The organism is Actinoplanes sp. HUAS TT8, assembly GCF_051380535.1.
Lineage (GTDB): Bacteria > Actinomycetota > Actinomycetes > Mycobacteriales > Micromonosporaceae > Actinoplanes.
Window position 1 is genome coordinate 4139067 of the sequence record NZ_CP195646.1, and the last position, 23919, is coordinate 4162985.

General features: G+C 72.5%; 9 protein-coding genes (1 of these 9 cut by a window edge). All 9 read right to left on the reverse strand.

The window, feature by feature from the left end; translation table 11 throughout:
- Tightly spaced (each overlapping or abutting the next), the 9 genes in view from ACSHV8_RS18780 to ACSHV8_RS18820 form a layout consistent with a single transcriptional unit that may run on beyond the window.
- Window positions 1–1512, reverse strand: a complete 1512-nt coding sequence (locus ACSHV8_RS18780; RefSeq protein WP_436534825.1) for a (2,3-dihydroxybenzoyl)adenylate synthase — start codon at window positions 1510–1512, stop codon at window positions 1–3.
- A complete protein-coding gene (locus ACSHV8_RS18785; RefSeq protein WP_436534827.1) occupies window positions 1502–2680 on the reverse strand; it encodes an isochorismate synthase in 1179 nt (392 codons plus the stop codon). The genes ACSHV8_RS18780 and ACSHV8_RS18785 overlap by 11 nt, the downstream gene beginning before the upstream one ends.
- Window positions 2680–3984 (reverse strand): cation:proton antiporter, encoded by a 1305-nt coding sequence (locus ACSHV8_RS18790; protein ID WP_436534829.1) that lies wholly within the window; start codon window positions 3982–3984, stop codon window positions 2680–2682. The genes ACSHV8_RS18785 and ACSHV8_RS18790 overlap by 1 nt, the downstream gene beginning before the upstream one ends.
- A complete protein-coding gene (locus tag ACSHV8_RS18795; protein WP_436534831.1) occupies window positions 3977–4768 on the reverse strand; it encodes a siderophore-interacting protein in 792 nt (263 codons plus the stop codon). Before ACSHV8_RS18795 ends, ACSHV8_RS18790 begins: the two co-directional genes overlap by 8 nt.
- The gene (locus ACSHV8_RS18800; protein WP_436534833.1) at window positions 4765–5574 is read right to left on the reverse strand and encodes an alpha/beta fold hydrolase; all 810 of its coding nucleotides are present in this window, start codon (window positions 5572–5574) and stop codon (window positions 4765–4767) included. Before ACSHV8_RS18800 ends, ACSHV8_RS18795 begins: the two co-directional genes overlap by 4 nt.
- Window positions 5565–7316, reverse strand: a complete 1752-nt coding sequence (locus ACSHV8_RS18805) for an ABC transporter ATP-binding protein (RefSeq protein WP_436534835.1) — start codon at window positions 7314–7316, stop codon at window positions 5565–5567. The genes ACSHV8_RS18800 and ACSHV8_RS18805 overlap by 10 nt, the downstream gene beginning before the upstream one ends.
- The gene (locus tag ACSHV8_RS18810; protein ID WP_436534837.1) at window positions 7309–9099 is read right to left on the reverse strand and encodes an ABC transporter ATP-binding protein; all 1791 of its coding nucleotides are present in this window, start codon (window positions 9097–9099) and stop codon (window positions 7309–7311) included. The genes ACSHV8_RS18805 and ACSHV8_RS18810 overlap by 8 nt, the downstream gene beginning before the upstream one ends.
- Entirely contained in the window at window positions 9096–20804 is an 11709-nt protein-coding gene (locus tag ACSHV8_RS18815) for an amino acid adenylation domain-containing protein (protein ID WP_436534839.1), read from the reverse strand. Before ACSHV8_RS18815 ends, ACSHV8_RS18810 begins: the two co-directional genes overlap by 4 nt.
- On the reverse strand, window positions 20801–23919 hold the 3' end of the coding sequence (locus tag ACSHV8_RS18820) for an amino acid adenylation domain-containing protein (RefSeq protein WP_436534841.1). Its footprint extends 11452 nt past the window's final position; the window shows 3119 of its 14571 coding nt (coding positions 11453–14571); the start codon falls outside the window, past its right edge; it ends in the stop codon at window positions 20801–20803. Before ACSHV8_RS18820 ends, ACSHV8_RS18815 begins: the two co-directional genes overlap by 4 nt.

Below are 23919 nucleotides of genomic sequence, written 5' to 3' on the forward strand. Positions count from 1 at the left end.
TCAGCGGGCACCGGCACGCAGGGCCGCGCGCAGCTCGCGGCGGCTGACCTTGCCGACGCCGGTGACGGGGAACGTGTCGAGCACCCGGACCCGGTCCGGGATCTTGTACTCCGCGAGTCCGCGTTCGCGCAGGTAGGTACGCACCTCGGAGAGTTTCGGAGCGGTGGTCCCGGCTCGCGCCACGACGTAGGCGCAGGTGCGCTCGCCGAGGTAGGGGTCGGGGACGGCGACGACCGCGACGTCGTGCACCGCCGGGTGGGTGAGCAGGTGGTTCTCCACCTCCTCGGCGGCGATCTTCTCGCCCCCGCGGTTGATCTGGTCCTTGGCCCGGCCCTCGACGACCAGGTAGCCGTCGGGCCGGCGGCGCACCAGGTCGCCGGTGCGGTAGAAGCCGTCGGCGGTGAACGCGGTCCGGTTGTGTTCTTCCGCGTTCCAATAACCCCTGATGGTGTACGGACCCCGGGTCAGCAGATGCCCGACCGTCCCGTCCGGCACGGGCCGATCGTCGTCGTCCACGATCAGCACCTCGTCGTCCGGTGAGATCGGCCGGCCCTGCGTGTGCAGCACGACGTCGTCCGGATCGTCCAGTCGCGTGTAGTTGACCAGCCCCTCGGCCATCCCGAAGACCTGCTGCAACTGGCTACCCAGGACCGGCCGGACGCGCTCGGCCACGCTGTCGGCCAGCTTGGCCCCGCCCACCTGCAGCACTTCCAGGCTGGACAGGTCGGTCGCCAGGGAGACGCTGTCCAGCCACAGGTGCGCGATCGGCGGGACGACCGCGGTGATGGTGACCCGCTCCCGCGCGATCAGCGGGAACACGGTCGCCGGGTCCGGCTGCGGGGCCAGGACGACCCGGCCGCCGGCGTGGAAGACGCCGAGGACCCCGGGCGAGGACATGGTGAAGTTGTGCGCGACCGGCAGCACGGCCAGGTAGACGCTGTCCGGGGTGAGACCGCAGATCGCGGCGCTCTCCCGGACGCTGTAGAGGTAGTCGTCGTGGGTGCGCGGGATCAGCTTCGGCAGGCCGGTGCTGCCGCCGGAGAGCTGCAGGAACGCCAGATCGGAGGGGTTCGGGCCGGGCGGCAGGGTATCCGGGTCGCCGTCGATGGCGGCCAGGTCGCCGATCAGGATGACCCGGGCGTCACCGGCCGCGGCGGCCAGCTCGGCGTGCTCGGTGATGAACGCGACCGCGGCGGTGTGCGAGCAGAAGTAGCCGATCTCCGAGGCGCGGTGGGCCGGGAGGGCGAAGACCGGGAGCGCACCGAGCCGGAACAGCGCGAAGATCACCTCGAAGTACTCGGTGACGTTCGGCAGTTGGACGACGACGCGGTCTCCCCGCCGTACCCCCGAATGATTCAAGCCGGCGGCGAGCCGCAGCGACCGATCCCGCAGCCGGCGGTAGCTGAGGTCACCGACCGCGAGGTGATCGGAGTCGGTCAGCAGCTCGAACAGGGTCTGCCCGGTCCAGTAGCCGAGCTTGCGGTAGCGCTCGGCGAAGTCGTCAGGCCACATCGGCGTTCTCCAACCCGAGCGCGTTGAGCAGGGTGCCCAGCTTGGCCGTGGTCTCGGCCAGTTCGGCGGCCGGATCCGAGTCGGCCACCACGCCGGCCCCGGCGTAGAGGTCGATGCCGTCCGGCCCGGCGGTCGCGCAGCGGATGGTGACCGCCCACTCGCCGTCGCCGGACGCGTCCACCCAGCCGACCATGCCGGTGTAGAAACCCCGGTCGAAGGCTTCCAGGCGGCCGATCGCGGCGCGGGCGGCCTCGGTCGGCGTGCCGCAGACGGCCGGCGTCGGGTGCAGCGCGGTCGCCAGTGCGAGCGCGGAGATCGCCGGGTCGGCGATCTCGCCGGTGATCACCGTGGACAGGTGCCACATGGTCGCGGTCGCGACCAGGGACGGCTCGGCCGGCACGGTCAGTGAGCTGCAGTAACGCCGCAGCACGGCGGCCACCTGCTCGCTGACGAAGGCGTGCTCGTGCCGGTCCTTGGCCGAGGCGAGCAGCGCGGCGGCCCGGCGGCGGTCCTCGACCGGGTCGGCGCTGCGGGCCGCGGAACCGGCCAGGGGGTTGGCCGTGACGGTCCGTCCGTGCCGGGCGACCAGGAGTTCCGGGCTGGCCCCGAAGAGCGTGCGCCCGGCGCCCAGGTCGACCGCGAACGTGTAGCCGCCGGGGTCGCGGCCGGCCAGCGCGCGGACCACCGGTGCCGGATCAAAACCGGACACCTGGGCGTGCAGCGAGCGGGCCAGGACGACCTTGGTGTACTGCCCGCGACGGATCTCGTCGACCGCCTGGGCCACCGCGTCGCGGTAGCCCTCCGGCGCGGGCACCGGGTACAGCGCGCCGAGGCCGGTCGACGGCCGCGGCTGAGGCGGCACGGCGGTCGGAGCACTGCCCCGGCGCAGGCGCTGCGGGACGATCAGGTGAGCGGCGGCGCCCGGCGCGAACGGGACGGCCCCGACCACGGTCCGGACTTCGTGCCCGGCCGCCTCGGCGACCCCGAGCACGGCGTCGACCCGGCGGGCCAGGTCGGCGTGGCCGTCGGCCCGGCCGGACGGGGGCACGGCGAAGTAGGTGCCCTCGGCCAGCAGCGTCCCCCGTGGGGAGGCGAACAGCGACGACTCGCCCGGCTGGTAGCCGGCGAGCAGCTGGGCGCCGGTGGTGGCGGTGGAAACGGCAGTCATCAGTGCGCCCCCGTCCCGGCCAGCGCGAGCTCCCGCTGCTGTTCGGCCGGTGTCTGTTCCAGTCGTGACATGGCCAGGCGCAGGATCGGCGGGCCCATCACCGACGTCACCACGGCGATCAGCACGATCACCGTGTACGTGGCGATCGACAGCACCCCGAGCCGCAGGCCGGTGGTGGCGACGACGACCTCGACGACGCCGCGTGCGTTCATCCCGGCGCCCAGCGCGATCCCCTCCCAGTGCGAGAGTTTGCTGGCCCGGGCCCCGAGGTAGGCCCCGGCGAACTTGCCGACGACGGCGACCAGCAGCAGGGCGATCCCGGCCAGCAGCACCTTCGGGTCGGCCAGGGCGGTCAGGTCCATCCGCAGCCCGGCGGTGGCCAGGAACAGCGGAGCGAGCACGCTGAGCACCACGGTCCGCAGCGGCGTGAGGTCCTTCCAGAGCACACCGTCGTCGTCGCGCGCCTGGCCGATCAGGATCCCGGCGATGAACGCCCCGAACAGGGCCTCCATCTTCATCGACTGGGTGACGGCCGCCCCGAGCAGGATCACGATCACCGCGACGGTGATCCGCGGGCCGCCGTGGACGCGGCGCATCACCCAGCGCACGGCCGGGCGGCCCAGGAAGAACGCGGCGGCCAGGAACAGGACCAGGTAGAGGACGGACAGCGAGACGGCCCCGGCCCGTACGCCGGTGGTCGCGGCGGCCGAGACCACCGACAGCAGGAACCAGCCGACGGCGTCGTCCACCGTCCCGGCGGCCAGGGTGAGCTGGCCGATGTCGCGGTGCAGCAGGCCCATGTCGGCCAGAATCTTGGCGATCACCGGGATCGCCGTCACGCACATGGCCACGCCCAGGAACAGCGTGAACACGCCGCGCTGGGTGTGGTCGGTGAGCAGCGCGGCCGGGACCAGGAAGCCGGCGCCGATGCCGAGCGCGAGCGGCAGCAGCAGCCCGGCCAGGCTGACCCGCACCCCGGTGGCGCCGCGCCGGCGCAGCATCCGGGTGTCGAGCTGGATGCCGGTCACGCCGACCAGCAGCAGTACGCCGAACTGGCCGACCGCGTCGACCAGATGCAGCTGGTTCGCGTCGTCGGGCAGCACCCAGGCGAGCAGCCCCGGCGTGAGGGTGCCGAGCAGCGACGGCCCGAGCAGCACGCCGGTCAGCAGTTCGCCGACGAGCGCGGGCAGTCCGAGCCGGACGGCCAGACGGCCCAGGGCGAGCGCGACCAGCAGCAGGAACGAGACCTGCAGCAGGAAGACCAGCAGCACGTGCGGGTCGAGGCCGGGCAGGGGGTTACTCATTGTCATCCTCGTGGTGGTCCAGGTTGACGACTCCGCGCTTCCAGTAGCCGTCGATCTCCATCCAGTCCCGGTTCAGGCCCCGGCCGCGCAGGTGGCGGCGGATCGGCTTGAGCCCGGTGGCCTCCCCGGCGATCCAGACGTAGCCGTCGCCCGCGGGCAGCTCGGCCGCGAGGATCGCCTCCTGCAGGGACTGTCCGCGGTCGCGGTGCAGCCAGGTCGCCGGGCGGGCCAGCGGCTGCTGTTCGGCGGCGCCGGCAACCTCGGCGAAGGCCAGCACCCTCGCATCGGCCGGTAGCTGCTCCAGCCAGGCACCGAGGGCGGGCAGGGCGGTCTCGTCGGCGCCGAGCAGATACCAGTCGAAGGTCAGCGGGACCACGGTCGAACCGCGCGGGCCGAGAATGCCGACCCGGTCGCCCGGCTGGGCCCCGGCCGCCCAGGACGCGCCCGGACCGTGGCCGTGCAGGGCGAAGTCGATGTCGAGTTCGCGCTGCTCGGGCCGCAGGTAGCGGATCGTGTAGTCGCGGAACGTCGGCAGCGGTGACCCGGGCGGCGGCGGTTCGAGACCGTCCTCGCCGAGCGTCGGCATGACCGGCAGGTCGGCGCCCGGTTCCGGGAAGAAGACCTTCACGTGGTCGTCCGGCGCCCCGTAGCGGAAGCCGTCGAGCTGGTCACCGCCGAGCGTCACGCGCAGCATGCGCGGGCTGATCGCCTCGGTGCGGACCACCTCGAGCAGCCTGGGGGTCAGGTCGTGCCAGACCAGTTCGACCTCGCGGGCGGTGATCATGATTTCTCCTCTGTCAGGAACCGGATGAGCTCGGCGTTGACCGGCTCGGGCTGCTCCAGATATCCGTAGTGACCGGCGTCGGGGATCTCCGCGTACCGGGCACCGGGGATGGCCGCCGCGACGTCGCGGTTGCCACGGGCGGGGGCGATCAGGTCATCGGCGAAACCGACGACAAGACAGGGCAAAGAGATTTGCGCGTACGCGGTCAACCGGTCCACGTCGGAGTCGGCTTCCAGGCGACTGGTCGCGCCGTCGGCCTCCCCGGGCAGCGTCAGCTGGAAGATGTCCAGCCAGTCCTGGGCCGCCCGATCGTCGCCGAGCGTCCGCGGGGACAGGTTGACCGCCGCCCGCACCGCCCCGAGATAGTCGGCCGGCACCTTCGTCCCGATCTCCCGCAGCGCCCGCTCGCCGTCGGTGAGCGCGCGCAGGAACGCGCTCGGCCGCCCGAACGTGGCCATCAGCACCACCCGGTCCACCAGGTCGGGCCGCTGCAGGCACAGCTCGGCGGCGACCCGCGCACCCATCGACGTACCGGCCACCCGGCACGGCCCGAGCCCCAAGGTCTCGATCAGGCCGGCCGCGTCGGCGATCAGGTCGGCCATGGTCACCACGGGCGGGGTGTCCGACGGCGCGATCCCCCGGGTGTCGAAGGTGACCACCCGGAAACCGGCCCTGACCAGGGCCGGGACCTGGTGCAGGTGCCAGGTGCGGCCGCGGGCGCCGGTGCCGGACAGGAACAGGACCGCGGGCCCCGAGCCGCGCTCCTCGTAGTTGAGGCGGACCCCGCCGACGTCGATCAGGGGCATGGTTCCTCCGTTGCGATGGCGCCGGCGTGCGGCGTCTCTTCTCCGGCCGACCTTTTTCCGGCCGGCCGCGACAGTCGTCCGGCATTCAGGTGGATCACGCGCGGCAGCCGGGCGATGGTGGCCGGGCGGTGGGCGATGACCAGGACCGTGCGGCCCGCCCGGAGCCGGGACAGGGCCTCCTCGATGCGTCGCGCGGTGCCCGGGTCCAGGTCGGCCGTGGCCTCGTCGAGGATCAGCACCTCGGGGTCGGTCATCGCGGCCCGGATCAGGCCGACCAGCTGGCGTTCGCCGGCCGAGAAGCGTTCGCCGCGCCGGCCCAGGTCGGTGTCGAAGCCGTCCGGAAGCGACTCGATCCAGCCGGTCAGGCCCAGGTCGCCACCGGCCCGGGCGAAGTCGTCGCGGGTCTTGCCGCCGGGGGTCAGGGCCAGGTTGTCGGCGAGGGTGCCGGCGATCATGTGGACCTGCTGCGGGATGAGAACGAGTCGCCGGCGCAGCTCAGCGGCGTCCAGGTCGGCCAGGTCGACGCCGCCGAGCCGGACCGTGCCCGAGTCCGGCAGGTAGAGCCCGCACAGCAGCTTGGCCAGGGTGGTCTTGCCCGAGCCGGTCTCCCCGGCGAGTCCGACGTGTTCACCGGGCTCGAAGTGGACGCTCACGCCGTGCAGGACCTGCTCACCGGCGTTGTAGCTGTAGGTGACGCTCTCGGCGACGAGGCCTCTGCCGTCTGATTTCTTAGCGTTTATCGCGACCTCGTGACCGCGGGTCGCGTCGAGCAGGTCGAGCAGCCGGGCCAGCCCGACCCGCGTCTCCAGCAGGTCCCCGACCACCAGGGTCAGATCGTCGACCGAGCTGAACAGATCTCGACTGGCCAGCACGAACGTCACCACCACACCCACCGTGACCTGCCCGTTCGAGGCCAGGATGCCGCCGGCGACGAGAACGGCCGCACTGGTGATCCCCTGCACGATCCAGGTGCCGTCGATCCAGGTCGCGGCCTTCTGCGCGGCCCGCGCCCGCCCGTAGTAACCGTCGGCGTCCCCACGCAGCCGGGACAGCCAGGTCCCGGTCGCGCCGTCGATCTGCAACTGCTCGCGGGCCAGCAGGCTCTCCGAGAACGTCGAGGTCAGCGTCGACCGGGCGGCCGCCTCGGCCGGATAGGCCCGCTCGGCCGCCCGCCGCACGATCCGTGCCAGCAGCCACATAGGCGGCGCGAAAACCAGCACGAGCAGCAGGAACATCTGCCACGACGAGGTGAGCAGGACGATCGTGGCGAACACGACGTACCCGGCCAGGGAGATCAGGTCGGGCAGCTGCCCCCGCACGAACATGGCCAGCTCGGCGATCTCCACGGTCGCCCGTTGCAGCAGGTCACCGCCACGATGGGCCTCCAGGAACCGCAGCGGCGTCCCGCCGAGGCGCTCCACCACGAGGTCGCGCAGGTCGTGCACGACCCGCTCGCCGGCCCGCACCAGCAGGAGCTCCGACCGTCGCAACAGGATCGTGCGGGCAACGACAAGAACAAAGACGATTGCCGCGTACGTGATAAGCCCTTGCCGATCTTTGCCGATGACCGCATCGACGGCTCGCCCGACCGCGACCGGCACCAACGTCAGCGCCAGGGTGGCCAGCAGATTCACGGCGACCGCCCCGGCCATCGCGGCCCGATGCCGTCGCAGGTGCGGCCAGGCGCGGCGGAGCACGTGCCGCTGGTCGGGTTCTTCGGTCAGCATTCGTACGTCAGCCATGGACCAGCTCCCCGTCGTGCACGCCCAGGTGGATGACCCGGTCGGCGCGCGCGGCCACGGCCGGGCGCGAGGTGGCGAAGACGACCGTGCACCCGAGTTCCCGGAGGCCGTCGAGGATGCGCTGCTCGGTGCCGGCGTCGACCGCCGAGGTCACGTCGTCGAGCAGCAGGACACGGCCGCCGCGCAGCAGTCCGCGGGCGAGCGCGAGCCGCTGGGCCTGCCCGCCGGAGAGGCCCGAGCCGCGTTCACCCAGCTCGGTCCCGAACCCGTCGGGCAGCGACTCGACGTGCCCCAGGATCGCGGCCCGCCGGCACGCTTCCCGGATCCGCTCGTCGGTCACGTCCACCCGGCCCAGCCGCAGATTGTCGGCAATGGTCCCGGACAGCAGCAGCGGCCGTTGCCCCACCAGCGTGACCGTCGCTCGCAGCTCGTCCAGGTCAAGGTCACGCAGGTCGGTCCCACCGAGCGTGACCACCCCGGTATCCGGGTCGGCCAGCCGCGCGAGCAGCCGCAGCAGCGTCGACTTCCCGCTCCCGACGGCGCCGGTCACGGCCACGAACTCCCCGTCGGCCACCGTCATCTCGGGCAACACCAGCGCCTCCCGCCCGACCAGCGACACGGTCACGAACCCACCAGCCGCCTCCGAACCAGCCACGAGCGCCAGCTGCGGGTCCCCAGCTGGCACTGACGGTCGTCCGCGACCCTCCGGAACAGCCGTGAGCGCCAGCTGCGGGTCACCAGCTGGCGCTGACGGTCGTCCGCGGCCCTCCGGACCAGCCGTGAGCGCCAGCCGGGTGTCGGCCGGAATCGGCTTGGGTGCGTCGGGGGTGGTCAGGGACGGGGTGGCGTCGAGGACCTCGGCGATGCGGCCGGCCGCGGTCCACGCGTCGCCGAACTGGCTGAACCGCAGCGTCAGCATCATCACCTGGCGGCCGAGCAGCGCCATCCACCCGGCGAACGCGGTCAGGCCGCCGACCGAGAGCCGCCCGTCGAGCACGGCGAAGCCGCCGACCGCGACACCGGCCGCGGTGGCCAGCCACGGGATGAACGGCGCGTGCGCCGACCAGCTCGCGGCGACGCGGGCCACGGCCAGGGTGCGGTCCCGGACCGTACGGCTGGCCTCGTGATGCCGTTCGATGAGCACCGCCTCGCCGCCCAGGCCACGGACCGCCGTGCTGGCCGCGAGCAGGTCCTCGACCGCGTCGGCCCGGGCACCGTGCGCGGCCGAGAGCTGCTCGTTGGCCCGCTCGTAGCGCCGCGGATACCAGAGGTTGACCAGGATCAGCAGCGGCAGCGCGGCCAGTCCGATGAGCGCCAGCATCGGGTCGAGGGTCGCGATCAGCACGAGCACGGTGACCAGGCCGACCATCCCGCTGGCCAGCGACGGCACGGTGGACAGCCAGACGGTGACCTGCTCGGCGTCACGGGTACCGCGCACCACCAGGTCACCGGCGCTGAACCGGTGGGCGGTGGCGGCGTCCCAGCCGAGCACCCGGTCGGCCAGGCGCAGCAGCACTGCGTTGCCGGTGCGTACCCCGGCCAGGGTCGACCACCAGCGCATCGCCCACTCGGCGCCGGTCAGCCCGATCGACACCGCGAGGGTCGCACCGGCCCAGATCAGCAGCGCCGACCGGTCGCCGGTGCGGACGCCGTCAACGGCGTGGCCCATCGCCCAGGGCAGCGCGAGCAGCCCACCCTGGTAGCCGAGGCCTCCGATCCACGAGGCGACCAGGCCGCCCCGGGAGTGCCGGGCCGCCCATTTCAGCAGCTCACCCCGGGTCACGGCGCCACCTCCGGGTGCGCACCGGCCGACGTGACGGAGCCGGCGACGGGCGACGCGGGCTCGGTGACGGGCGAGGTCAGCGCGAGGGCGGCCACGGTCGGGGACGAGACGAGGTCACGCAGGCGCAGGTCGACGCCAGCCGTCCGGGCCCGGCTGACCAGGCGCATCGCGGCGATGCTGTCCCCGCCCAGGTCGAAGAACCCGTCCTCGGCACCGACCGCGTCCAACCCGAGCACCTCGACGAAGAGCGCGGCGATCCGCTGCTCGGCCGGCCCGTCCGGCGCGCGGCCGGTGACCGCGAACGACGGCTTGGGCAGCGCGGCCCGGTCCAGCTTGCCGTTGACGGTCAGCGGCAGCGCGGCCAGGGCGACGACCGCGGCCGGAACCAGGTAGGCGGGAAGCCGCTCGGCCGCCCAGGCCTTCAACCGGCCCGGATCAAGTTCGGTCACGGCGTACGCGACGAGGCGCCCACCATCGGCGATCACGACGGTCTGGCCGACCTCCGGATGCTCGCCGAGCACGGTCGCGACCTCACCCAGTTCCACCCGGTGACCACGGATCTTCACCTGGTCGTCGGTGCGCCCCAGATAGTCGATGCGGCCGTCCGCGGTCCACCGGACCACGTCGCCGGTGCGGTACATCCGCTCCCCCGGCACCCACGGGTCGGCCACGAACCGGGTCGCCGTCAGCGCGGGTTGCCGCAGGTAGCCGTAGGCGACACCGGCTCCGCCGATGAACAGTTCGCCGGCGACCCCGGGCGGCACCGGGCGCAGTCGCGCGTCCAGCACGTACAGGCTGGTGTTGGCGACCGGACGCCCGATCAGCGCCCGCGGCACCTCCTTGACCCGCTGCACGACCGCGTCGACCGTGCACTCGGTCGGCCCGTAGAAGTTGTACGACTCGGTGTCCGGCAGCGCCGCCATCGCCGCCCACAGCTGATCAGGAACGGCCTCACCACCGACCCCGAGCACGGCCAGCCCGGCCGCGTCGAAGCCGGACGCGACGAGCTGGTCCAGGTGTGACGGCGCGACCTCGATCATGTCGATGCCGTTGTCGCGCAGCAGCGCCGCGAGCAGATCCGGGTCCTTGCGGGGCTCGTCGGTGACCAGGTGCAGTTCGTCGCCGCCGAGCAGGGCGAGCAGCGGCTGCCAGGACGCGTCGAACGCGAACGACCAGTTGTGGGCGATCCGCATCGGGCGGCCGAGCTTCTCCGCGGCCGGGCCCAGGATACGGTGATGGTGGCTGGCGAAAAGGTTGACCACGGTGCGGTGCGGGACGAGGACACCCTTGGGGCGGCCCGTCGATCCGGAGGTGTAGATGACGTACGCCGGCTGATCGGGGTTGATCTTCGGCAGTTGCCCCTTTTGGACATTTACGATTTTTGAGTCGATGAGGGCCATCGGCGTGTGCGGCAGCAAATGCGCTGTGCCGGCCACAGCCAGAGTCACCACCGGCCGCGCATCCTCGATCATGGCGGCGATGCGGGCCACCGGATATTCCGGATCGATCGGCAGATAGGCCGATCCGGTCATCATCGCGGCGAGGATCGCCGGCACGATGTGCTCACCGCGCGGCAGCACCAGAGCCACGATCTGCCCAGCTCCGGCCCCCTGTTCCCGCAGGTCAAGAGCGAGGCCTTCGGCCTCTTCGACCAATTGGGCGTACGTCCATCGCCGCTCACCGACAACCAGCGCCGTCGCGTCCGGTGTGGTCCGCGCCCAGCCCCGCACCAGCCCGGTCAGCGTGTTCGCCTCCACCGGCACCGCGCCCGCGTTCCAGTCCACGAGCATGCGCCGCCGCTCGGCCGCGGTCAGCGCATCGGCCCGGTCCACCGGCCGCGACGGATCGGCGGCGACCTCGGCGGCCAGCGCCACCAGCCGGTCCAGCAGCAGCCGCGCGGTCGCCTCGTCGAAGCGGGACGGCTGATACTCCAGCGCCAGGTGCAGCCCGTCGTCCTCGGCCGCGACCAGCGTCAACGGGTAGTGCGTGGCGTCCCGGCTCTCCACCCCGGCCAGCTTCACCCCGGCCGCGCGCTGACTGTCGTCGAGCCGGTCGGCGTCCACCGGGTAGCTCTCGAACACCACGAGCGTGTCGAACAACTCCCCCAGCCCGGCGAGCTGCTGGATCGCGGCCAGCCCGAGATGCTGGTGCGGCAGCAGCGCCGCCTGCTCGTCCTGGAGACGGGCCAGGAAGCCGGACCAGGTTTCGCCGGGCAGAAGACGTACGCGAATCGGAAGGGTGTTGATGAACAGACCGATCGTCTCCTCGACACCCGCGAGCTCCGCCGGACGCCCGGCCACGGTCGCGCCGAACACGACGTCGTCCCGCCCGGTGAGCCGGCCCAGAAGAACCGCCCACAACGCGCGGACCAGCGTGTTCGGGGTGACCCCGAGACGCCGCGCCAACTCGCCGGCCGCCGCCGGCAGCTGATCGGTGACCTCGGCCGGCAACCCGGCGCGGCCACCCGGAGCGACCAGGGTCGGCTCGGCCAGCCCGGTCAGGGACTGCCGCCACGCCTCGCGTGCCGCATCGGCGTCGGCCCGCCCCAGCCAGGCGAGAAAGTCACGGTAGGGGCGGCTCGGCGTCGGCTGATTTCCCGCGTACGCGGTAAAAAGCTCCCGCGCGATCAAAGGCCCGGACCAACCGTCCACCAGCAGGTGGTGCTGGGTGAGGACGAGCTGGAACTCCGCCTCGCCCAGCCGGACCAGCAGGAACCGCAGCAGCGGCGCGCTCTCCAGATCGAACGGCGCCTCCCGCTGCTGGTCGGCGAGACGGTCGGCCTCGTCCCCGGTGGCCTCCCGGTAGTCCCACACAGGCTCCAACTCGCCCGGGATGACCTGCACCGGAGTGCCGGACGCGGTCGTGGTGAACGCGGCCCGCAGATTCGGGTGCCGGCGCAGCAACGTCCGGGCCGCCTCCCTCAGCCGCTCCGGGTTGACGTCGCCGTCCAGGTCGAGACGCTGCTGGACGGTGTAGACGTCCGTGCCGTCGAGCGCGTGCAGATAGAAAAGGCCCTCCTGGAGCGGCGTCAGCGGAAGAACGTCGACCAGGTTCGGGAAGCGGGTGCCGAGCTCGTCGAGATCCGCCTGAACGACCGGGACGAGCACGTCGGACGGGGTGAGACCGCCCGGGCCGGGCTCGGCGGCAAGATCGGTCAGTGCGGCGATCCAGCGGTCGAGAAGGCGCTGGACGGTCCACTCGTCCAGGACCCGCCGCGGGAAGGCGGCCGAGAGGACCAGCTCGCCGGCCTGCACGGATGCCTCGATGGTCAGCGCGTGGCGGGCCGGGATGTGGTCGCCGGCGTCGCCGCGCAGGCCGTCGTCGCTGCCCTCGCCGAGGCGGCCGAGATAGTTGAAGAGGACCGGGGGGTGCGGGAACGGGGCCAGGTGGGCTGCGGTCTCCGGGTTGAGATAGCGCAGAAGGCCGTAACCGATGCCGGCGTCGGGGGCGGCGCGCAGGGCTTCCTTGGTCCGTTTGAGGCTGGCTGCAGGGTCGGTCGCGTCCACCGGGTGCTGCGGATAGATCCCACCCACCCTGGGGGATCCTCCACCGACCATACTACCGAAATTCACGTCCGACCGAGGGGTGCCCTGTGGATGACCCTCCAGTGTGGATAACCCCAAGCGACCCTTCTGAGCAGCGTAAAGTCGCACGGGATGGGAGGTGGTGAACCAGCCGACAGTGCGAGTCAGGTCAGCGCCCGGCAGCAGTTGCTCCTCACGACCGTGGCCTTCGAGCTCGATCAGCAGATCCATGTCACCCACCGCCGCGGACAACGCGGAGAGCAGCACGTCCTGGACGTTGGCCCGGTAGCCGGCCGGGATCGACGAGATCAGCGGCGCGGTCCGCTCGGCGCCGAGCCGAACGGTCACCTGGTCGAGCGTTCCGAGCGTGTCCACGGCCGGGTCAAGCTCGACGCCGCCCAGGTATCCGGCCGGCCCGCCCAGGACGCTCAGCCAGTGGTCGAGCTCGCCGACCCGTTCCGTGGCGGCCTGTTGCAGGGCCAGCGCCCACGTGCGGAACGACGTTCCCGGCGTGGTCGCCTCCGCGCCGGTCAGGTCGCTGATCAGGATCGGCCAGGAGACCGCGTCCACGGCCAGGTGGTGGATCTCCAGCAGCACCTGGTCGCCGATGACCTCGGCGCGGAGCATGCGACCGGCCGCCGGGTCGAGTGAGGCCGCGCCGATCAGATTCTCGGCTCGGACCGTTCCCGGTGCCGGGACGTGCAGGCCGGCGCCGGTCCAGCGGGCGCGCAGGACGTCGTGGCGGTCCAGCAGGTCCTGGAGCCGGGCGGTCAGATCGACCGGGACCGGGAGCAGCATGGACTGGGACAGGCGCGGGTCGGTGACGGCCAGTTCGCGCATGATCGGGGTGGCCGGGATGAAACCCCGGCCCTCGGTCGCGTCCCGGTCCGCGGCCGGGGCCAGCGGGGTGGCGACCTGGGCCAGGGCTTCTACGGTCGGGTGGGCGAAGACGTCCCGGGCCGTGATCTGCCAGCCGGCCGCGCGGGCCCGGGCGGTCAGCTGCAGGGCCAGGATGCTGTCGCCGCCGAGGGTGAAGAAGCTGTCGCGGATGCCGGCTCGGGGCAGGGCGAGTACGCCGGCGACCAGGGCGGCGAAGAACTCCTCGGTGGGGTTGCGGGGCTCGTCGTCGCCGGCTTGGGCCGCGAAGTCGGGGGCCGGGAGGCGGCGGCGGTCGAGCTTGCCGTTCGGGCTCAGCGGCAGCTCGTCGAGGGTGACGAACGCGGCCGGGATCAGATGCTCGGGCAGGATCGCGGCCAGCGCCGCAGCAACGTCCCCGGCCGGCACTGCGGCAACGTCCGCGGCCGGGCTGCCGACCAGGTAGGCGACCAGGCGGGTGGCCGGGCCGTCAGCGCGGGCGACGACCGCCGCCGCGGTGATGCCGGGCAGGGTGAGCAGGGCGGCCTCGATCTCGCCGGGTTCCACGCGCAGGCCGCGGATCTTCACCTGGTCATCGGTGCGGCCGGCGTACTCGACCACGCCGTCCGGACGCTGCCGGGCCAGGTCACCGGTGCGGTAGAGGCGGCTGCCGGGTGCGCCGAACGGGTCGGCCACGAAGCGGGACGCGGTCAGGGCCGCACGGTTCAGGTAGCCGCGGGCCAGCTGGACGCCCCCCAGGTACAGCTCGCCGGTGATGCCGGGCGGGACCGGCCGCAGCCACGGGTCCAGGACGTACACCTGGGTGTTCCAGACCGACCGGCCGATCGGAACCGGACCGGACGCCGTCACGTCGACCGGGTGGTAGGTGACGTCGACCGCCGCTTCGGTCGGGCCGTAGAGGTTGTGCAGGTCAACCCCGGGCAGCACCTGCCCGAAGCGTTCGGCCAGGTCGGCCGGGAGCGCCTCGCCCGAGCAGATGACCCGCCGCAGAACGCCGGCCCCGCCGACGGCACCACGCGAAGCAGAGCCGGCCGAAGCGACGCCGGTGACCGTGACCGCGGCCGGGTCGGCGAGGAAGGCGCGCAGCATCGACGGCACGAAGTGGACCGTGCCGACCCGCTCGGTGGCGATCAGCGAGGCCAGGTAGGCCGGGTCGCGATGCCCATCAGGCCGGGCCACGACCAGGGTCGCGCCGGTGATCAGGGGCCAGAAGAACTCCCACACCGACACGTCGAAGCCGGCCGGAGTCTTCTGCAGCACACGGTCGCCGGGCCGCAGACCGTACTCGTCCTGCATCCACAGCAGCCGGTTGACGATCGACCGGTGCGAGACGATCGCGCCCTTCGGCTTGCCGGTCGACCCGGACGTGTAGATGACGTACGCCGCGGAGTCGGCCGCCACGTCCACCACCGGCACCGGGAAGTGGTCCCCGGAGTCGGCCGAAGTCAGCAGGACGGTCGCCCCGGAGTCCGCCAGCAGGTAGTCGTTGCGCTCCTTCGGGTGTGACGGGTCGATCGGCAGATACGCCGCCCCGGCCCACTGCACCGCGTAGAGGGCCACGACCAGATCGATCGAGCGCGCAATGGCCACGGCCACCACATCACCCGGCCGGACACCTCGCTCCACCAGGGCGGACGCCAGCCGGCCGACACGATCGGCGAGTTCGGCATACGTCAGCGAAACGCCCTCGAAGATCACCGCAACCGCCTCCGGGTCACGCTCCACCGCGGCCGCGAACAGCCGCGGCAGCGTGGTCTCCGGCACCGGATGGGCAGTATCGGACAGCAGCGCCGGGGCGGGCAGCGCGCGACCGACCGGCCGCTCCGGCGCTGCCGCGAGTTCGGCGAGCAGCGCCCCGAAGCGGTCCAGGATCTCCGCGGCAGTTTCCGGGGAGAAGACATCGCTTCGGTACGCGAGACCGAGCCGAAGCCGCTCGTCCGGCGCCACCGCCAGGGTCAGCGGGTAGTGCGGCGCGTCGTCCCCGGTCACGTCGGTCATCCGCAGCCCGGCCGCGCCGGTCGACGAGTGCAGTGCGTCGCTGTCGAGCGGATAGCTCTCGAAGATCGTCAGCGTGTCGAACAGTTCCCCGATCGCGCCCAGCCGCTGAATGTCGCTCAACGGCAGATGCTGGTGTTCGAGCAGCCCGGCCTGGTCGTCCCGGAGCCGCCCGAGCAGGTCGGTCCAGCTCTGCGCCGGGTCGAGCGTCACCCGCACCGGCAGCGTGTTGATGAAGAACCCGATCATGTCCTCGACCCCGGTCACCTGGGCCGGGCGGCCGCTCACGGTGGTGCCGAAGACGACGTCGGTACGTCCGGTCAGGTGCGCCAGAAGCACGGCCCACCCGGCCTGGACCACGGTGTTCAGCGTGACCTGCCGTTCCCGGGCCAGCGCGGTGAGCCGCTCGGTCACCTCCCGCGGCAGCTCCCGTTCGAGCTTCCCGGGCCGCGCGTCGAGCACCGCCCCGGCCCCCGGCGCCACCAGAGTCGCCTGATCCAATCCGGTCAGATGTTCACGCCAGGCCCGCTCGGCGGCGGCTCGGTCGGCACGCATGAGCCAGCGCAGGTAGTCCTTGTACGGCCGAGGCGCCCCCAACTCCCGCCCGTTGTACAGCTCGAACAGCTCCCGAACGGCCAGCGGCGTCGACCACCCGTCCAGCAGAACGTGATGGTTGGTCAGGATCAGCCGATGCCGCTCCTCCCCCACCTTGACCAGCGTCAACCGCAGCAGCGGCGCACTGGCCAGGTCAAACGGCGCATGCCGATCGGCCTCGGCCAGCCGCTCGAAGTCGACCTCGGCCGAGAACTCGGACCAGGGCAGCTCGGCCTGCGCGGCAACAACCTGCCGGATGACGCCGTCGGGCCCGGCCGGGAAGCTGACCCGCAGAGCCGCGTGCCGGTCGAGCAACGCCTGCCCAGCCGCCCGCAGACGGCCCGCATCAAGAGGACCTTCAAGATCAAGAACCTGCTGCACGACGTACGGATCCACCCCGTCGGCAACCGCAGCCAGGAAGACCAGCCCTTCCTGCAGCGGGGTCAGCGGCCACACGTCGTCGAGCCCACCGGCCCGGCCTTCCAACGCCTCGATCTCGTCCTGCCCCACACCCGGAAGCAGCAGGTCAGACGGGGTGTGCCCGCCACGAGCGGCAACCAGCCCGTCGAGCGCGGCAAACCACTTCGAAGCGAGTTCCCGCACCTCAGCCTCGGTGAGCACGCCGTCCGGACAGGTCAGCGAGACGGTCAGACTCCCGTCCACCACCGACGCGTTGATCTCCAGCGCGCGACTGAGCGGCATCTCCGGATCCGCCCCACCGCCGAGCCCGCCGATCGCCGCCCAGTCCCCCTCGGGCCCGGCCGCCGACGAATCGAATCGGCCCAGGTAGTTCACGACGATCTGCGGCTGATTCGCGGCGTCCAGGTTCAGAAGACCAAATCGGGCGCCGTTCTCCGGAACCGCCCGCAGCTGCTCCTTGATCCGCTTGAGTGCATCGGCCGGCCCGCCGGAGCCCGGGATCAGCCGCACCGGGAACTCGCTGGTGAACCATCCGACCGTCCGGGACAGGTCCACGCCCGGGACCAGGCTCTCCTCCCGCCCGTGCCCTTCCAGCTCGACCAGCAGCGACTCCCGCCCGAAGGCCAGCGCCAGCCCGGTGAGCAGCACATCCGGGACCGAGGCGTGGAAGGCCGCCGGAACGTCCCCGACGATCGGCGCGCTCCGGGCCGCGTCGAGCGTGACGGTGACGGTCCGCGCGCCGGCCACGGTGTCCCGCGCCGGGTCCACCGGACGCGCCCCCAGCACCGGTTCAGCCGCCCCGGCCAGCACCGAGTTCCAGTAGGCCACCTGCGTGGTGTCCGCGGCAGCGGCCTGCAGTCCGAGCGCCCATTCACGGAAGGACGTCCCCACGGCGAGCAGCTGCGGCGCACGCCCGGCCACCACATCAGCCCAGGCCGCGGCGAGATCAGGCAGCAGGATCCGCCACGAGACCCCGTCCACCACGCTGTGGTGAATCACGAACTCGACCTCGTCGCCCCGCCACACGACCTGAATCGGGACGCCGTCGGCCGGCCGCAGCCGCGGCCCGGAGGTCGTCACCACGTCACGCGCGGACAGCGAACCCGGCGGCGGAACGGTCAGGCTGTCCCCGGTCCAGCGCGCCCGCAGCAGGTCATGCCGATCAAGCAGCGCCTGCACCACCACGTGCAACCGTTCCAGGGTCAGCCCGGCCGGCGCCCGCAGCACCATGCTCTGGTGGTAGTTCCCGGCCGGCCCGGCCCCTCGCAGCCAGCGCAGCATCGGCGTCAGCGGCACTTCACCGAGGTTCGCCCCGGTCACCACCGGCCGCGGCGTCGAGGCGGGCACGGCCACCGCCGCCAGGGCCGCCACCGTCCGCAGCTCGAAGATCTGCCGCGGCGTCACCCGCAGCCCGGCCGTGCGGGCCCGCGCCACCAGCTGCAGCGACACGATGCTGTCCCCGCCGAGGCTGAAGAAGCTGTCGTCCACGCCGACCGACGGCAGTCCCAGCAGTTCGGCGAAGAGCCCGGCCAGGATCTCCTCGGCCGGTGTGCGCGGCCCGGCGTCCCCGGTCATCGCACCGAAGTCGGGTGCGGGCAGCGCTCGCCGGTCAAGCTTCCCGGCCACCGTCATCGGCAGCCGTTCCAGGGTCACGACCGCCGCGGGCACGAGATGCCCGGGGAGACGTTCACTGGCCCACTCGCGCAGATCAAGGGCTTCGCCGATGACGTACGCGACGAGCCGCCCGTCAACAGCCACCACCGCTGCCTGACGCACGTCGGGGTGCTCGGCCAGCGCCGCCGCCACTTCCCCGGGCTCCACGCGGAACCCGCGGATCTTCACCTGGTCGTCCGCACGCCCGACGAACTCCAGGGCCCCGTCGGCGGTCCAGCGCACGACGTCACCGGTGCGGTACATCCGCTCGCCGGCCTGGAACGGGTCGGCGACGAACCGCGCGGCGGTCAGGCCGGGCCGGTCGAGGTAGCCACGCCCGAGCTGCGCGCCGGACAGGTACAGCTCCCCCGCGACACCGTCGGCGACCGGCCGCAGCCAGCCGTCCAGAACATACCCGCGGGTGTTCCCGATCGGCCGCCCCACCAGGGGTTCCGCACTGTCGGCAACCCACGCCATCAGGGTGTCGACCGTGCACTCGGTCGGCCCGTACAGGTTGACCCCGGTCACCCCGTCCGCGTCGCGAAGCGCCTGCCAGACCCGCGAGTCAGCGGCCTCACCACCGAGCGCGACCATGGCCGGCCGGTGCTCCCCGTCGAGCAGCCCGGCATCCACCAGAGGCCCGGCCAGCGAGGGAGTCACGTCCAGGAAATCGATCCGGTGCTCCCGCACGTAGTCGACGAACAGCGCGGCATCCCGCCGGGTCTCGTCGTCGAGCAGGTGCAGCTCATGCCCGGCGAGCAGCCAGAGCACGCCCTCCCAGGAAGTGTCGAACACCAGCGAGGCCGACAGCGCGGCCCGCGTCCGCGACCGGGCGATCACGTGCTCCCGGTGGTGCAGGTAGAAGTTGTACAGGCTCCCGTGCTCGACAACGACGCCCTTGGGCCGCCCGGTCGAGCCAGACGTATAAATCAGATATGCCCCATTTGACGCTGACACCACCGGCAGTGCAGCGGCCGCATCCAACGACAGCAGCTCAGGCGTCACCACGACGACCGGCGCCGCGTCGTCCAGCAGATACGAGATCCGCGAAGCCGGATAGTCCACGTCGATCGGCAGGTAGATCGCCCCGGCCCGCAGCACCGCCAGCCAAGCCACGATCGCGTCCTCGGTCCGGGGCAGCAGCACCGCCACGACCTTCTCCGGTCCGGCTCCCCGAGACACCAGCACCCGAGCGAGACGGTCGACACGAGCGGCCAGATCGCCGTACGTCAAAGAATGTGATCTGAATCGGACAGCAACCGAGCTGGGCGCCCGCCGGACCGCGGCCTCGAATTCGTCCAGGATCGTCCCGCCGGGCACGACGATCGCCGGCCCGGGTTCCCGCAGCGTCCCGGCCGCCGGCAGCGCCGCCAGTCGCCCCTCAGGCTCCGAGGCGAACGCCGACAGCAGCGCCTCCAGCCGGTTGAGCAGCCGCGTCGCCTCGTCGCGGGAGATCACGTCGGCCCGGAACTCGGCCCCGAGCGTCAGCGTCTCCCCGGGGATCGCGGTCAGCGTGAGCGGGTAGTGCGTGGCGTCCCGCCCGGTGACTTCGGCGAGTCGCAGCCCGGCCGCGTCCTCCAGCGCCCGCAGCCCCTCGGCGTCGAGCGGGTAACTCTCGAACACGAGCAGCGTGTCGAAGAGCGGCCCGATCCCCCCGAGCCGCTGGATCGTCGCCAGCCCGACATGCTGGTGATCGAGGAGGACGGCCTGCTCGGCCTGCAACCGGCTCAGATACCCGGTCCAGGTGTCGCCCGCCCGTGGTCGAACGCGGACAGGCACGGTGTTGATGAACAGCCCGACCATGTCCTCCGCGCCGGGCAGCGTCGCCGGCCGCCCGGAGACGGTGCTGCCGAACACGATGTCGGCGCGTCCGGTCAGCTCGGCCAGGACGAGCGCCCACGCCCCCTGCACCACGGTGTTCAGCGTCAGTCCACGGGACCGGGCAATCTCGGTCAGCCGCACCGCGTCAACGACGTGCTCGATCGCCTCCGGAGCAGTCGCGGCGATCTCGCCACGACCGAGCAGCGTCGGTTCCTCGACCCCGGCCAGAGCTTCGCGCCACGCGTTCTGCCCGGCGCTACGGTCCTGCTTGGCCACCCAGGCCAGATAATCCTTGTACGGGCGAACGACCGGCGCCGGGCGGCCGGCGTACAGAAGCAGCAGGTCACGCACGAGAAGCGGCGCCGACCATCCGTCGAGCAGGATGTGGTGGCTGGTCAGCACGAGCCGGTGACGACGCGCCCCGAGCCGGATCAGATGCCAGCGCAGCAGCGGCGGACGCGCCAGATCGAACGGCTTCTCCCGAGCGGCGTCAGCGACAAGATCAGCCGCCGAAGAAGCTTCCGAGGGACGATCCGTCAGATCAATTTCGGTCCAGTCCACAGCCAGCGCGGACGGGATCAGCTGCACCGGCTGGCCGGCCTTGCGCGGCCGGAACGCCGCCCGCAGGTTGGCGTGCCGGTCGAGCAGCGCCTGCGCGGCGGCCCGCAGCCGGCCCGCGTCGAGGTCGCCGTCCAGGGTCAGCACCTGCTGGACCACGTACACGTCCGGGCTGCCGTCCCCGGAGTAGGCGGACAGGAAGTAGAGACCCTCCTGCAGCGGCGACAGGGGCAGGATGTCCTGCAGCCCACTCGGCGTCGTCACGGAAGTCTCCATTCGTCTTCGAACTCGTCGATCTCGTCCTGGCTGATCTCCAGCAGCAGGTCCGAGGGGGTGTGCCCGCCACCGCCGGTGGCGGCGTCACGCAGTCGGTCCAGGGCCTGCGCCCAGCGGCGGCCCAGGTCTTCCAGGTCGGCCGCGGTGAGCGCGCCGGCCAGGTAGGAGAAGCGGATGTCCAGTTCGGGGCCGGTCGGCCGGTCGGCCGTGGCCGCGTTGATCTCCAGCGGGTGCGCGACCGGGAACGCCGGGTCGAGTCCGTCGCCGAGGGTGTCGTTCTCGGCGGCGGCGATCCACTCGCCCTCGTCGACGGAGGCGGCGGCCATCCGGCCCAGATAGTTGAAGAGGATCTCCGGCTGGGCCGCCCCGGACAGCCGCGCCGCGGTCGCCGGGTTGAGGTAGCGCAGCAGGCCGTAGCCCGCCCCGGCGTCCGGGATCGCCCGCAGCTGCTCCTTGACCAGCTTCAACGCGGTCGCCGGGTCGTCGCCGCCGGGATCGATCCGGACCGGGAACTCGGTGGTGAACCAGCCGACGGTCCGGGTCAGGTCGCTGCCCGGGACCAGGTGCTCCTCGCGGCCGTGCCCTTCCAGGCGCAGCAGCAGACCGTTCGCCGCGGCGGCCGGGCGCCAGGCGCGCACGGCCAGGGCCAGGCCGGTCAGCAGCACGTCCTGCACCCCGGCGTGGAACGCCTCGGGAACGGTGGTGAGCAGCGGCCGGGTCTGCTCGGCGGTCAGCCGCAGCGTGTATTCGCACTGGTCGGCAACGGTTCCGCCACCACCCAGCACCGGCCTGGCACCGTCCAGGATCGACTCCCAGAGCGGCAGCTCGGCAGCCCGATCACGGGCGGCCGCGGTCAGGCCCCGGGCCCAGCTGCGCAGCGGGGTGCCGACCGGCGCGAGAGCACCTCCCGACCAGGCGGTGGCCAGGTCACCGGCGATGATCCGCCAGGAGACGCCGTCCACGGCCAGGTGGTGGCCGACCAGCAGCAGGCGCTCCGGGAACAGCACGGCCTGCAGCATCCGGCCCTCGGCCGGGGCGAGCCGGCCCACCGCCGCGAGGTGTTCCTGTGCCAGCGGGAGTGATCCGTTCCGGACGATCGCGGCCGCGTCGACCGTGCCCGACGGCGGAACGACCAGTCCGTCCACGGTCCAGCGGGACCGCAGTACGTCGTGCCGGTCGACGACCGCCTGCAGCAGCCGGACCAGGCGGTCCCGATCCAGCTCGGCCGGGACCCGCAGGACCACGGACTGGGCGAACGTGTCGATCGCGGCGTTCTGGTCGCGCAGCCAGGCCTGGATCGGGGTGATCGGCACCGCGCCCAGCCCGGCCCCGGCCGGTTCCACGGCCGCGCCGCCGGCCGAGGTGACCACGGTGGCCAGGGCGGCGATCGTCTGGTTCTCGAACACCTGACGGGCGCTGAGTTCCAGCCCGGCCGCACGGGCCCGAGACACGAGCTGAAGGGCGACGATGCTGTCACCGCCGAGCGCGAAGAAGCCCTCGTCGACCCCGACCTCGTCCAGTCCGAGCACGTCGGCGAAAAGACCGGAGAGCAGCTCCTGCAGTACGGTCGTGGGCCGCTCGACCTCGCGCTCCACGACCGGTTCGGGCAGCGCCTTGCGGTCGACCTTGCCGGCCGCGTTGAGCGGGAGCGCGTCGAGCATGACGACGACGGCCGGGACCAGGTGGTCCGGGAGGCGGTGGGTGAGCCACGCCCGTACGTCGGAAGGGTCGGCCGTTCCTTCGGCGTAGCCGATGAGATGCCCGTCGCGGGCGACGACGTAGGCGTGCCGGACGTCCGGATGCTCGGCCAGCGCGGCCGCCACCTCGCCCGGCTCGATCCGGAAGCCACGGATCTTCACCTGGTCATCGGCTCGGCCCAGGAATTCCAACTGCCCATCGGGGGTACGGCGAACCAGGTCCCCGGTCCGGTACATGCGCTCGCCGTCCGCGTTCGGGTCGGCCACGAACCGCTCGGCGGTCAGCGCGGCCCGGCCCAGGTAGCCGCGGGCCAGACCGGCGCCGGCCAGGTACAGCTCGCCGGGGACCCCGGGCGGGACCGGCCGCAGCGCCGCGTCGAGTACGTAGGCCCGCTTGTTCCGGTCCGGACGGCCGATCAGAACCGGTCCGCCGGGCACGCACTCCCAGTAGGTGGAGTTGACCGTCGCCTCGGTCGGCCCGTACGCGTTGAGCAGCCGATGCGTCGCCGTCCACCGCCCGAGCAGTTCGGGCGAGAGCCGATCGGCCCCGGAGATCACGGTCACGTCGGCCGGGATCGCGTCGGCCGGCACCGCGCTGAGAGCGGCCGGCGGCAACGCGAAGTGGGTGATCCGCTGCTCCCGGACGAACCGGGCGAAGTCCTCGCCCAGCCGGGACTCCTCCGGCGTGATGACCAGGGTCGCGCCGCGCAGCAGGGACACTGCCAGCTCGGCGATGGTCACGTCGAAGCTGGGCGACGCGAACTGGCCGATCCGGTGACCCGGCGTGACCCGCCAGACCTCGGCAAAGGTCTCGGCCAGATCGGCCAGGCCGGCGTGCGGGACGACCACGCCCTTGGGCCGGCCGGTCGAGCCGGAGGTGTAGATGACGTAGGCGGCGTGCTCGGGCCGCAGCGGCCCGAGCCGATCGACGTCGGTGATCGCCGAGTCGTCCTCCCCGGCCCCGTCGGCGGGACTGAGAATGGTCACGCCCGCGGCCGGCGGGTGGGAACCGCCACCGGCCGCGATGATCAGAACCGGACTCGCGTCGGCGGCCAGGCTGGCGATCCGCTCGGCCGGGTAGGACGGGTCGACCGGCAGATAGGCGCCGCCCGCCTTCGCGATCGCCAACTCCGTGACGAACAGGTCCGCCGAGCGCGGCAACAGCACCATGACCAGGCGATCCGGGCCGACGCCGGCGCGGATCAGGCGGCGGGCGAGCCGGTTGGTCCGCCGGTCGAGCTCCGCGTAGCTCAGAACGAGATCGCCGTCCTGGATCGCCGTCGCCCCCGGATCGATCCGCACGGCGTCGGCGAAAAGCTCCGGCATCGTGCTCGGCGTAGTGGCCGATCGCGGTCCTTCCAGAGGTGCCTTCTCCGCATCGGACAGCAACTCCAGCTCGGAGATCC

Bases quoted from the DNA above. Each gene is read 5' to 3' on its own strand.
- ACSHV8_RS18780 (WP_436534825.1), bottom strand. From the start codon at position 1,512: ATGTGGCCTGACGACTTCGCCGAGCGCTACCGCAAGCTCGGCTACTGG.
- ACSHV8_RS18790 (WP_436534829.1), bottom strand. From the start codon at position 3,984: ATGAGTAACCCCCTGCCCGGCCTCGACCCGCACGTGCTGCTGGTCTTC.
- ACSHV8_RS18805 (WP_436534835.1), bottom strand. From the start codon at position 7,316: ATGGCTGACGTACGAATGCTGACCGAAGAACCCGACCAGCGGCACGTG.
- ACSHV8_RS18795 (WP_436534831.1), bottom strand. From the start codon at position 4,768: ATGATCACCGCCCGCGAGGTCGAACTGGTCTGGCACGACCTGACCCCC.
- ACSHV8_RS18800 (WP_436534833.1), bottom strand. From the start codon at position 5,574: ATGCCCCTGATCGACGTCGGCGGGGTCCGCCTCAACTACGAGGAGCGC.
- ACSHV8_RS18785 (WP_436534827.1), bottom strand. From the start codon at position 2,680: ATGACTGCCGTTTCCACCGCCACCACCGGCGCCCAGCTGCTCGCCGGC.